The 12,460-nt window shown below is 32.2% G+C and carries 14 protein-coding genes; 13 read left to right on the forward strand and 1 reads right to left on the reverse strand.

What is annotated here, in order from left to right; translation table 11 throughout:
• Positions 1-27: 27 nt before the first annotated feature.
• The 13 genes from atpH (at position 28) to AB8B90_RS02425 (ending at position 12,187) form a co-directional block, all read left to right on the forward strand.
• A complete protein-coding gene (atpH, locus tag AB8B90_RS02365) occupies positions 28-558 on the forward strand; it encodes an ATP synthase F1 subunit delta (RefSeq protein WP_405333329.1) in 531 nt (176 codons plus the stop codon).
• A 57-nt stretch (positions 559-615) separates the two neighbouring features.
• A complete protein-coding gene (gene atpA, locus AB8B90_RS02370; RefSeq protein ID WP_405333261.1) occupies positions 616-2,196 on the forward strand; it encodes a F0F1 ATP synthase subunit alpha in 1,581 nt (526 codons plus the stop codon).
• A 52-nt stretch (positions 2,197-2,248) separates the two neighbouring features.
• Positions 2,249-3,109, forward strand: a complete 861-nt coding sequence (gene atpG / locus AB8B90_RS02375; RefSeq protein ID WP_405333263.1) for an ATP synthase F1 subunit gamma — start codon at positions 2,249-2,251, stop codon at positions 3,107-3,109.
• 144 nt (positions 3,110-3,253) lie between these two features.
• A complete protein-coding gene (locus AB8B90_RS02380) occupies positions 3,254-4,099 on the forward strand; it encodes an alpha/beta fold hydrolase (protein ID WP_405333265.1) in 846 nt (281 codons plus the stop codon).
• Between the two features lie 3 nt (positions 4,100-4,102).
• Positions 4,103-4,591 (forward strand): RNA polymerase sigma factor, encoded by a 489-nt coding sequence (locus AB8B90_RS02385; protein ID WP_405333269.1) that lies wholly within the window; start codon positions 4,103-4,105, stop codon positions 4,589-4,591.
• A complete protein-coding gene (locus AB8B90_RS02390; protein ID WP_405333271.1) occupies positions 4,588-5,142 on the forward strand; it encodes a hypothetical protein in 555 nt (184 codons plus the stop codon). Before AB8B90_RS02385 ends, AB8B90_RS02390 begins: the two co-directional genes overlap by 4 nt.
• A gap of 105 nt (positions 5,143-5,247) precedes the next feature.
• Positions 5,248-5,757, forward strand: coding sequence for a hypothetical protein (locus AB8B90_RS02395; RefSeq protein ID WP_405333273.1), 510 nt, complete (start codon positions 5,248-5,250; stop codon positions 5,755-5,757).
• 57 nt (positions 5,758-5,814) lie between these two features.
• Complete coding sequence (locus tag AB8B90_RS02400) at positions 5,815-7,245, forward strand: polysaccharide biosynthesis C-terminal domain-containing protein (RefSeq protein WP_405333275.1); 1,431 nt, start codon at positions 5,815-5,817, stop codon at positions 7,243-7,245.
• A 44-nt stretch (positions 7,246-7,289) separates the two neighbouring features.
• Complete coding sequence (gene dut / locus AB8B90_RS02405; RefSeq protein WP_405333277.1) at positions 7,290-7,724, forward strand: dUTP diphosphatase; 435 nt, start codon at positions 7,290-7,292, stop codon at positions 7,722-7,724.
• Positions 7,725-7,758: 34 nt separating this feature from the next.
• Positions 7,759-8,778, forward strand: coding sequence for a sugar phosphate nucleotidyltransferase (locus AB8B90_RS02410; RefSeq protein WP_405333279.1), 1,020 nt, complete (start codon positions 7,759-7,761; stop codon positions 8,776-8,778).
• Between the two features lie 50 nt (positions 8,779-8,828).
• On the forward strand, positions 8,829-10,187 hold the full coding sequence (locus AB8B90_RS02415; RefSeq protein WP_405333281.1) for a tetratricopeptide repeat protein: 1,359 nt from the start codon (positions 8,829-8,831) through the stop codon (positions 10,185-10,187).
• Positions 10,188-10,191: 4 nt separating this feature from the next.
• Entirely contained in the window at positions 10,192-10,974 is a 783-nt protein-coding gene (locus AB8B90_RS02420; RefSeq protein ID WP_405333283.1) for a DUF4292 domain-containing protein, read from the forward strand.
• Positions 10,964-12,187 (forward strand): murein hydrolase activator EnvC family protein, encoded by a 1,224-nt coding sequence (locus AB8B90_RS02425; protein ID WP_405333285.1) that lies wholly within the window; start codon positions 10,964-10,966, stop codon positions 12,185-12,187. Before AB8B90_RS02420 ends, AB8B90_RS02425 begins: the two co-directional genes overlap by 11 nt.
• A 23-nt stretch (positions 12,188-12,210) precedes the next feature.
• Here the strand turns inward: AB8B90_RS02425 and AB8B90_RS02430 are convergent, their stop codons facing one another.
• The gene (locus AB8B90_RS02430) at positions 12,211-12,405 is read right to left on the reverse strand and encodes a hypothetical protein (protein WP_405333287.1); all 195 of its coding nucleotides are present in this window, start codon (positions 12,403-12,405) and stop codon (positions 12,211-12,213) included.
• Positions 12,406-12,460 lie beyond the last annotated feature (55 nt).

Raw genomic sequence — 12,460 nt, forward strand, 5'->3', positions numbered from 1 at the left:
AGCGTAGTCGAAGTCACAACTAAAGATATGAACAGAGCAGCAATACGTTATGCAAAAGCAGTTTTAAGCTTAGCAACAGATCAAAAATCTGCTGAAGCTGTAAGTAGTGATATGAAATCTATCACAACTGCTATTGCTCAGAGCGAAGATTTAAACCAAATGCTTCAAAGTCCTGTGGTAAGATCTTCAGATAAGAAAGCGGTATTAACATCTGTATTTAAAAATGCTAATGTTGCCACAACAAATCTTATAGACACTTTAATCTCTAATAAGAGACTAGTACTTTTAAATGATGTAGCCGCTAGTTATACGCAGTTATATGATCAGATGAGAGGAACGCAAGTAGCGACAGTTACAACAGCAATCCCTTTGACAGCCGATTTAAAAACTAAAGTGTTAGCTAAAGTAAAAGAACTTACTGGTAAGGAAGCAGAAGTAGAAAATATTATAGATGAAAGCATTTTAGGTGGTTTCATTTTACGAGTTGGTGATATTCAGTATAATGCTAGTATTGCAAATAAACTCGATAAATTAAAAAGAGAATTTACATTAAATTAAAAAACGTCAGAGTAGGCGTCTAACGTCTAGTGTCTAACGTCTAATATCTAAATAAAGATGGCAGAAGTAAAACCAGCTGAAATTTCAGCAATTTTAAAACAGCAACTTTCAGGTTTTGAAGCAGGTGCTTCATTAGACGAAGTAGGAACAGTATTAACTGTTGGTGATGGTATTGTACGTGCTTACGGACTTTCAAATGCACAATACGGAGAATTGGTAGAATTCGATTGTGGATTAGAAGGAATTGTACTTAACCTTGAAGAAGATAATGTAGGTATCGTATTGTTAGGCCCTTCAGTAGCAGTGAGAGAAGGATCAACAGTAAAAAGAACCAATAGAATTGCATCTATTAACGTAGGTGAAGGAATTGTTGGTCGTGTAGTTGATACTCTAGGTACTCCAATTGATGGTAAAGGACCTATTACTGGTGATACTTACGAAATGCCATTAGAGCGTAAAGCTCCAGGGGTTATTTACCGTGAGCCAGTAACTGAGCCATTACAAACAGGAATTAAAGCAATTGATGCTATGATCCCAGTTGGTAGAGGTCAGCGAGAGTTGGTTATTGGAGATAGACAAACTGGTAAAACAGCGGTTTGTATCGATGCCATTTTAAATCAAAAAGAATTTTACGATGCAGGTGAGCCTGTATATTGTATATATGTTGCTGTAGGTCAAAAGGCTTCAACAGTAGCTTTAATTGCTAAAACTCTAGAAGAAAAAGGAGCATTAGCATACACAACAATAGTAGCTGCAAATGCATCAGATCCTGCTGCAATGCAAGTTTACGCACCTTTTACAGGAGCATCTATTGGAGAATATTTTAGAGATACTGGTAGACCAGCTTTAATTGTATTTGATGATTTATCAAAGCAAGCGGTTGCATATCGTGAGGTATCTTTATTATTACGTCGTCCACCAGGACGTGAGGCGTATCCTGGTGATGTATTCTATTTACACTCTAGATTATTAGAGCGTTCTGCGAAAGTGATTAACGATGATAACATTGCTAAAGAAATGAACGATTTACCAGAGAGCTTAAAGCCATTGGTAAAAGGAGGAGGTTCTTTAACAGCCTTACCAATTATCGAAACTCAAGCAGGTGACGTTTCTGCATATATTCCAACAAACGTAATTTCGATTACTGATGGACAAATTTTCTTAGATGGAGATTTATTTAACTCTGGTGTTCGTCCAGCAATTAACGTAGGTATTTCTGTATCTCGTGTTGGTGGTAATGCACAGATTAAGTCAATGAAAAAAGTTGCAGGTACATTAAAATTAGATCAAGCTCAATATCGTGAATTAGAAGCGTTTGCTAAGTTTGGTTCAGATTTAGATGCTGTGACGTTAAATGTAATTGAAAAAGGAAAACGTAACGTTGAAATCTTAAAGCAAGGTCAAAACGATCCGTTTACAGTTGAAGATCAAGTTGCAATTATTTACGCTGGATCTAAAAACTTATTAAGAGACGTTCCTGTTGAGAAAGTAAAAGAATTCGAAAGAGATTATATCGAATTCCTTAAAGCGAAGCACAATGGTGTGTTAACGACTTTAAAAGCAGGTAAATTAACTGATGAAGTAATTGATACCTTAACTACTGTTGCTAAGGATTTATCAGGAAAATATAGAGCATAACTAATAATCCTGTTTCCTGAAAAGGAAACAGGATGATTTCATATTTAATAATATGGCGAATTTAAAAGAAATACGTAATAGAATATCTTCAGTATCTTCAACGATGCAGATTACCAGTGCCATGAAAATGGTATCTGCTGCTAAATTGAAGAAAGCCCAAGATGCTATTACTGCTATGCGACCATATGCAGATAAGTTAACCGAGCTCTTACAGAGCTTAAGCGCAACTTTAGATGCTGATTCTGGGAGTAAGTATTCAGACCAAAGAGAAGTAAATAAAGTGTTGTTGGTTGCTATTACTTCTAATAGAGGTTTAGCAGGAGCATTTAACTCTAACATCATTAAAGAAGTTACTAAATTGGCTTCCGAAAAGTATGCTAATCAAGAGGTGTCTTATTTAGCGATAGGTAAGAAAGGAAATGATGCTTTTAAAAAAACGAATAAGGTTATTGCAAATAAAAGCGAAGTTTATGATGACTTAACTTTTGATAATGTAGCTGAAATAGCAGAAATGCTGATGGAAAAATTTGTTGAAGGTGAATTCGATAAGATTGAAATTATCTACAATAAGTTTAAAAATGCAGCTACACAAATTGTAATGACTGAACAGTTTTTACCAATTGTTCCTTTTGAAAGTGATTCTGATGTCAATCTAGATTACATTTTCGAACCTTCTAAAGCTGAAATCGTTGAGCAGTTAATTCCTAAATCATTGAAAACACAATTATACAAGGGAATAAGAGATAGTTTTGCTAGTGAACATGGAGCCCGTATGACTGCAATGCATAAAGCAACAGATAACGCAACAGAATTGAGAGATCAGTTGAAATTAACTTACAATAAAGCACGTCAAGCTGCCATTACAAATGAAATCTTAGAAATTGTTGGTGGAGCTGAAGCATTAAATAATTAGAATAAAGTAGTCTACTAAATCTGATTTAGTATCTCAAATTATATTTAAAAACCTAACTTTTACGAGTTAGGTTTTTTTATATCTAAACTTTTCTGTAACATTTTTATGGTTTTGTATCTAAAGAGAAAATCAATTAAAATTTAGATGATGAAATTAATAAAGCAAATTATTTTAGTTACCATAAGTATTATAAGCTTCAGCTTAGAAGCCGATAATAGAGTATTTGATGTAGATGTTATTGGAAAAGGAGCTCCAGTATTATTGTTTCCTGGATTTACATGTACTGGCGAAGTCTGGGATGAATTAGTAGAAGAAATTTCTAAAACAAATCAATGTCATATTTTTACTTTCGCAGGTTTTGGAAATGTCCCAGCAGTTGAGAAACCGTGGTTGTCAAAAATTAAACAAGGACTATCTCTTTATATTGCAGAAAATAAACTTGAAACAGCTACAATTATTGGGCACAGTTTAGGGGGAACATTGGGTATGTGGTTAGCTTCAGAAGAAGGTGCTACCTATAAAAAAGTTATTGTAGTAGACGCATTACCTTCAATAGGCGCATTAATGATGCCCAATTTCAATAGTGAGAACATCGTTTATGATAATCCGTATAATCAGAGAATTATAGATATGGATGAGACAAACTTTGAAATCATGGCCAACCAAATGGCATCTGGTATGGTATTGAAAAAAAATAAGCAACAACAAATTAAAGATTGGATAATTATGTCTGATAGAGAAACTTATGTATATGGCTATACAGATTTACTTAAATTAGATCTAAGGAATACATTAGCTAAAGTAACTGTGCCTGTAGCGATTTTAGCTGCAACTCAACCCTATGGATTGGATATGGTCAAAAAGAATTATGAAGACCAATATCAACACTTAAAAACATATACAATTAATTATGCCGAAGCATCCGCTCATTTTGTAATGTTTGATCAGCCAGAATGGCTCTTAAAACAAATACAAAAAGAACTAGAATAATCCATGAGCAACTTAGAATCTAAATTTGAAGCGATCTATACTGAAAACTACGGGAAGGTATTTCGAATTTGTCAAGGATACACCAATGGTAACCAAGTTTTGTCCAAAGATTTGACGCAAGAAACCTTTATTAAAGTTTGGAATAATTTAAGCTCTTTTAGAAATGAATCTAGTTTATCCACATGGATTTACAGGATTACGGTAAATACTTGTTTAATTGAATTACGGAAGAAAAAACCAGTGCCAATTAAACAGCATTTAAGTCATTTGGAATTAGTTATTGACGAAAATTCAAAAGAAAAAGAGTTACAATTAAACCAACTATATAGGTGTATAAATAAACTTAAAATAGAAAACAAAAGTATCATTTTACTCGAATTAGAAGGTTTGCCCCAAAAAGAGATCGCAGACATTATGGGATTAAAACATGAAACCATTAGGGTTAGAATACATAGAATAAAAAATGAATTAACTAAATGTGTAAAGCAATGACAGAATTCAACGATTTAAAGTCTCAATGGACTCAACAGCCAAAAACAGAAGCACCAAATAATGGTTCGAAAGACATCATTAAAAGAATTTCATTTCTTAAAAAGAAGCAGCAAATAGCGAACATAGTTTTATCAATAACAGTCTTAATCTTAGTAGTATTTTTCTTTTATATTAATGCGTATAGTCACGCCTTAGTTTCATTTGCTCTTTTCTTAATGATTAGTGTATTATTAGTTAGAATCATTTTAGAATACTTAAGTATGAGTAAACTCAATAAATTGGATGTTACTACTAACGTTACATCTTTTAAGCAAGATATTACCAAGTATTATAAAAACAGACTTAAAACACACTATATCTTTACACCTATTATTTTAATACTATATATCGTTGGTTTTATAATTTTAATGCCTTTTTTTAAAGATAATTTATCTCATGGGTTTTATATTTATATTTCAATTTCTGGAATATTTGTGTTATTGATTTTAGGCTTTTTTATTGGAATACAAATAAAAAAAGAGCTTGAAATTTTACAACAAATTAAAAATTAGATGCATCACATTGTAACGTTATAGATTAAAACCTAACTTAAATGAGTTAGGTTTTTTATGGCACTAAATTTGAAATTGTATCTTTATAAAACTTATTATTTTGCTATGAAATCTTTCAAATATATTTTCTCACTATTATTAATGCTTGCTATTACGACTAGTTTTTCCCAATGTTCTTCAGCTCAAAAACTAGAGAAGCATGCGCCAATTGCAATAGGTGAAGTATATGCTCAAAAATGGGCAGCAGGAACTAAGAAAGGCGGTTCAGGAATTAACGTTTACATTCCAGTCGCTAATAATTCAGTTGTTTTAGATAGTATATTTTTTAGGGGACAAAAAGCAACACTTGATTTTGTTAATGGTAATAAGGATGTATATGTTGGACAATTTTATAACGAAGAGAATCATTCACAAGACATCATATTGAGTTCAGATATGTATGAAGAATCAAAAAACAAATTACCTCCACTTATTAAAGAAGCTCCATTTGAACTTAATGAAAATGAATGCGTAATTTCTTATCTTAAGAATAATGAAACGTTATACTTTAAAATCTCAAATATTAAAATTAAGCAACCTCTACACTATCCTAGTGCTCCTCCTAGCAGACAATAACATATCTTTGGTTAACATTAGCTAAAAACGTATTTTTAGCAGACCAAAACACAACTTTTGAGCGTTTTAAAAACTTTTTTTAAAGACACAGTTATTTATGGTTTAGCCATAGTGCTTCCTAGGCTTATAAATTTTTTATTGGTTCCTTTATATACAGGTGTTTTTAAAAATGATGAGTACTCGGAAAATACAGAATTTTATGTTGTTGTAGCTTTTTTCAATGTCATTTTAAGTTATGGGATGGAAACCTCATTTTTTAGATTTTTCAGTAAGCATAAAGACAAGGAAAAAGTCCTTTCTACAGCATTAATTTCATTATTAACCACAACAGTATTGTTTGGTGGATTACTATTGTCTTTAAAAGCACAAATTTCTGAAGCGCTTCGTATTAATCCAGAATTCTATGTCATATTAGTAAGTATTATTCTTTTAGAAGCATTAATAGTCATTCCTTTTGCGTACCTAAGAGTCACTGGTCGTCCAGTACGATTTGCAGCGATTAAGATTATCAATGTTCTAATAATTGTAGGATTAAATATCATATTTCTTTCAGAATCTTATGGTATAGAAAGTATCCAAAAGTTATTTACTATTTCAGAAAAAGTAGAATATACATTTATAGCAAACCTGATAGCTAGTGTTATTGTGTTAGTTTTAGTGTCTCCGTATTTCTTAAAAACGAAACTTAAATTTGATATCTCAATCTTTAAGCAAATGCTTAATTATGGAATACCAATTATGGTTGCTGGATTGGCATTTGTGATAAATGAAAATTTTGATAAATGGTTTATACCTGATGTTTTAGGACAAGAGATTAATGGTGCATATAGTGCCTGTTATAAAATCGCAGTGTTCATGACCTTGTTTATACAAGCATTTAGAATGGGAGCAGAGCCGTTTTTCTTTAATCATTCTGACAAAGAAAACGCCACTCAAACGTATGCAACAATATTAAAATACTTTACCATTGTTGGTGCTTTGGGATTAGTTGTTGTTACTATATATATTGATTTCATTTCTTCCGTTATAATTAAAAGTCCAAGTTATTTAATTGCTCTTGACATTGTTCCAATTGTATTATTAGCCAATCTATGTTTAGGTATTTACCACAACCTTTCTATTTGGTATAAACTGACAGATCGAACTCGATTCGGAATGTATATTTCTTTAATAGGAGCAGCCATTACTATCACTTTTAATGTCATCTTTATTCCAAAAATTGGATTTATGGCTTGTGCTTATGCAACGCTCATTGCTTATGGTTTGATGATGTTAATCTCTTACGTATTGGGTAGAAAATATTACCCAGTGCCTTATGATTTAAAACGAATTTCATTATACCTGTTAATTAGTACCGCATTTAGTTTTATAACTTATTACTATTTCGATAGAAATATGTTATTAGGAACTGTATTTTTGCTAATCTTTGTAGCTATTATTGCTTTTTTAGAACGAAAGGAATTAAAACTATTGCTAAACCGAAATTAACTTGTCATTCAGAGCATTAGCGAAGAATCTCTAAACAATTTAAAATGAAGATTAAAATAATAAATAAATCTAACCACGATTTACCGCATTATGAAACTATTGCTTCAGCAGGAATGGACTTAAGAGCCAGTATTTCTGAATCAAGAGTTTTAAAGCCTCTAGAGAGAAGCATTGTTGGCACAGGACTTTTTATTGAATTACCTGTTGGTATTGAAGCACAAGTAAGACCACGAAGTGGATTAGCAGCAAAAAAAGGAATCACTGTTTTAAATGCACCCGGAACTATAGATGCTGATTATAGAGGTGAAATTGGAGTGATTTTAGTCAATTTATCAAGCGAAGATTTTGAGGTTAATAATGGTGAACGTATCGCTCAATTAGTGATTGCAAGACATGATCGCGCAGAATGGGAAGAAGTTACAGAACTATCAGAAACTGTTAGAGGAGAAGGTGGTTTTGGTAGCACAGGAGTAAAATAAAGAAAATTAAAAAATAAACGAATCAACATAAAGCATGAAAATAATAGTACCAATGGCTGGACGAGGTTCTCGTCTTAGACCTCACAGTTTAACAGTTCCAAAACCATTAATTCCAGTTGCAGGACAACCAATTGTTCACCGATTAGTTAAAGATATCGCAAAAGTATTAAAGCAACCTATTGAAGAAATTGCATTTGTGTTAGGTGATCCAGCTTGGTTTGGAGATGATGTTGTAAATAGTTTAAAAAGTTTGGCTACAAGTTTAGGAGCTAAACCTTCAATTTATCGTCAAGATCAACCCTTAGGTACTGGACACGCGATTATGAGTGCAGAACCCTCATTATCTGGTCCAGCAGTAATTGCTTATGCTGATACGCTTATTCGAGCAGAATTTGATTTAGATCCTGAAGCCGATAGTGTGATTTGGACGAAGCGTGTAGCAAATCCTGAAGCTTATGGTGTTGTTAAACTTAATGAGAAGGAAGAAATTGTTGAATTGGTCGAAAAACCAGAAACTTTTGTTAGTAATCAAGCCGTAATTGGCATATATTACTTTAAAGATGTTGCCGTTTTAAAAGGAAAGCTTCAAGAAATCTTAGACGAAAACATAATGAATGGAGGTGAATACCAAATTAATGACGGTATTAAGCGTATGATGGCCGAAGGCAGAATCTTCAAAACTGGAACTGTAGATGAATGGATGGATTGTGGTAATAAAAAAGTGACACTTGAGACCAATGCTAAAATGTTAGGGTTCTTAGCTTCAGATAATCAAGAACAATTAGTCGCTAGTTCAGTTTCTAATAACAATTCTACAATTATTGAACCTTGTTGTATTGGAGAAAATGTCGTTTTGAATAATACAACTGTAGGCCCTAATGTTAGTATAGGACATCATTGTACAATTGAAAATTCAACAGTTAAAAATAGCTTAATACAAACACATACAACCATTAAAAATGCTAATTTAGACAATGCAATGATTGGTAATCACGTTAGCTATGATGGAAACTTTTCAAGTATTAGTATTGGTGATTATTCCATTTTGGAATAAAAATTGAATTAATTATCATTCAGAGCGTAAGCAAAGAATTTAAAACACATATGAATAAACAAGCTTGCATATTTATTTTAGTCTTCGGAATAGTCTTTTTTCCGCAGATAAATTATGCTCAAGTAGATTTTAATAAATTACCTGATGATGATTTAGGAAATTACGAAGATGCTTATCAAGAACATTTTTTTGAAGCTTTAAAACAAAAAGGAATTGAAAACTATGACCGTTCGGTTAAGTCTTTGCTAAAATGTATTAAAATTAACGATACAGATCCCACTTTGTTTTTTGAGTTAGGGAAAAATTATAAAATGCTTAAAAACTTTGGCGCTGCTGAAGATGCATTAAAAGAAGCAATTTCAAAATCTCCAGAAAACGAATGGTTTTTAGATGAGCTTTACGATGTGTATATGCAACAAAATGACCTTGATAAGGCTTTAAAGACTGTTAAACAGCTGGTGAAGTTTCATCCAGATTATAAGCAGGATTTAGCGAGTCTATATATTGAAGCCAAGAAGTATAATAATGCTCTTAATATTTTAGATGAACTCGATTCTGAGTTTGGCTACAATCAAGATAGAGACTATTTAAGAAATCAAATTTATGATCTTACTGGTAACGATGATGATCGTATTGAAAACCTAGAAGACCGTATTAAAAGCAATCCTGAAGACGAATCAACGTATCTTAGACTTATTTACAGATATAGTGAAACAGGTGACACAAAAAAAGCATTTGATACTGCAAAGAATTTACTTGAATCAAATCCTGAATCTAAATTAGTGCATTTGGCGTTGTATAAATTTTATTTAGATGATAATGCAACAGATGACGCTATAAACTCAATGAGAATTGTATTAACAAGTCCAAACATAAAACCAGAAGCAAAAGCAAAAGTGTTGAATGATTTTGTGAGCTTTGTTTCTAAACATCCAGAATACGAACCTCAACTTGTTGAAATCACCTCTTTAATAGATGACGACAAGAGCCCAAAGACATTAAGAGAGTTAGCGCAATATCACCTAAAAGTAAATGATAAAGTAAAGGCACTTGGCTATTTAGAAGAGATATTAACTGAAGACCCAAACGATTTTAATACTATAAAAGATGTGCTTATGTTGCGTTTAGATTTAAACAAAGATTCTGAAGCTGAAAAATTAAGCGCAGAGACTTTAGAGTTATATCCAGCACAACCTGTTTTATATTTAGTAAATGGTGTAGCAAATAATAAATTGAATCAACCTAAGAAAGCAATTGAAACTTTAGAAATGGGAGTTGATTTTGTGGTAGACGATCCTAAAATGCTTTCAGATTTTTACATCCAATTGAGTGAAGCATACAAACAAAATAATAATATAACTAAATCTGAAGCGTTTGCTAAAAAGGCAGCTGACTTGTCTAAGCAATAATCATATGAAACTCTATAAATTATATTTCGTAATTCTTTTCGTTGCATTTGTCACTTCTTGTAAATCGGCAAAAACGATTACGGCTTCAGGTGAGATAAATGATGCAATTTCTGCAAAGCAATTGATTAAAGAAAACGCTAAGCAAGACGCTAAATTTAATACGCTTCAAGCAAAAGTAAAGATAGATTACACGCAAGACTTACAAGAACAAGGCTATTCAGTTAATCTCAGAATGGAAAAAGACAAAACCATTTGGATAAATGCAACACTGGGTTTAGCTAGAGCCATGATTACTCCAGATCAAGTTAGATTTTACGATAGAATCAATAACCAATATTTTGAAGGTGATTATGCCTTACTGAGTAATTTATTAGGTGTAGAGCTTAATTTTAAAAAGGTGCAGAGTTTGTTGCTAGGTGAATCGCTTTTCAATTTAAAAGACGGAAAATATACAGCTTCAACAAATGATAAATCTTACATATTGCAGCCTAAAGAGCAAACTGCATTATTAGAGTTGTTTTTATTGCTGAATCCTTCTCATTTTAAAATGGATTCTCAACAATTGCTTCAGCCATTAAAAAGACGTTTTCTTCAAGTAGATTATTTAGCCTACCAAGATGTCGATCAGGAAATCCTTCCAAAAGACATAAAAATTATGGCAGTTGAAGATAATGATGAAGTGATTATTGCTATGGAATATAAATCTGTTTTATTAAATGAAGAAGTTCGCTTTCCGTTTAAAATTCCTTCAGGATTTAAAGAAATAATACTAGAAGATGCGCCATAAATCAACCTACATTATTGTATTACTATGCTTGATTTTTGGTAATCTTGTGGCTTATTCTCAAAGTGATAAACAAAAAGAATTAGAAGCAAAGCGACAAAAGTTTCAAAATGAGCTAAAGCAAATAAATGCGCTTTTATTTTCAGATAAAAAAAAGGAGAAATCATTAGTGTCATTAGTTGAAGACTTAAACACAAAGGTTAATGTAAGACGAAACCTAATTAAAGTGACTAATGACCAAGCGAATCTTTTAACACGGGAGATTAATGCTAATCAAAATGAAATTACGAGCTTAAGAAACCAACTTAAAGAATTAAAGGAAAGCTATGCTGATATGGTTGTCAAATCATACAAAAACAAATCTGAACAAAGTCGAGTGATGTTTTTGCTGTCTTCAGATAATTTTAAACAGGCTTACAAACGATTACAGTACATTAAGCAATATGCAAATCATCAAAAAGAACAAGGTGAATTGATAAAAGTTAAAACGCTTAAATTACAAAAACTCAATACAGATTTATTACGTCAAAAAAAGGATAAAGACAAGTTGGTTCTTGAAAATAGACAAGTAAAAAAGCAATTAGAAATAGAGCTCAAAGAACAAGAAGAGCTGATGGCTTCTATTCGTAAAAATTTAAACACCTATGCGTCTCAGGCAAAGAAAAAGCAACAAGAAATAAATAGAATAGATCGTGAAATAGATCGTTTAATTCGTGCCGCTATTGCTGCATCAAATAAAAAAGCAGGAAAATCTTCATCTTCAAAAGGGTTTGCTTTAACACCCGAAGCGAGAGCATTAGCAAGAAACTTCGAGTCTAATAAAGGGAAACTACCATGGCCAGTTCAAAAAGGTGTCGTTAAAGTACGATATGGAAAACAACCTTCGCCAATAGATAGAACAGTCTCTATAAATAGTCAAGGTGTTAAAATTGCTACAGAAAAAGGGACTAAAGTTAGAGCTGTTTTTGATGGCACAGTATCTGAAATTCTAGCGATACCTAACGCAAATCCAGTGGTGATGATTCGACATGGTAATTACATTACAGTATATAAAAACATGTCTAAAATCTCTGTCAAAAAAGGCGATAAAGTGACTACCAAGCAAGAAATAGGAGAGGTGTCTACTAATCGTTCAACAGGAGAAACTATGTTAGGGTTTGGTGTGTATAAAGATTCTAAAACACAAAATCCTGCCATTTGGGTTTATAAAATGTAAACCTCTTATACCCTCACAAAAATCTAACCTCTTCGCGTTTTTTTGTAATGCTTTCCATTCCAAAAATAAAATCGTTTTCCTTTTACTTTTACAATTTTGTGAGTTTTCGGAGGTGTTTTAATAACAGCTACTGTTGTCGGTGACATAACCACACGAGAAGCACAAGAATTGAAACTTAATAACCCGATTGTAAGCAGTAATGTAATACAAGTCTTCATAGAATTTGATATTTGATTCTATGGTATGACTACGCTAGTCAATAAACGTTTAATT

Origin of the sequence: Psychroserpens sp. (genome assembly GCF_045105015.1) — a bacterium.
GTDB lineage: Bacteria > Bacteroidota > Bacteroidia > Flavobacteriales > Flavobacteriaceae > Psychroserpens.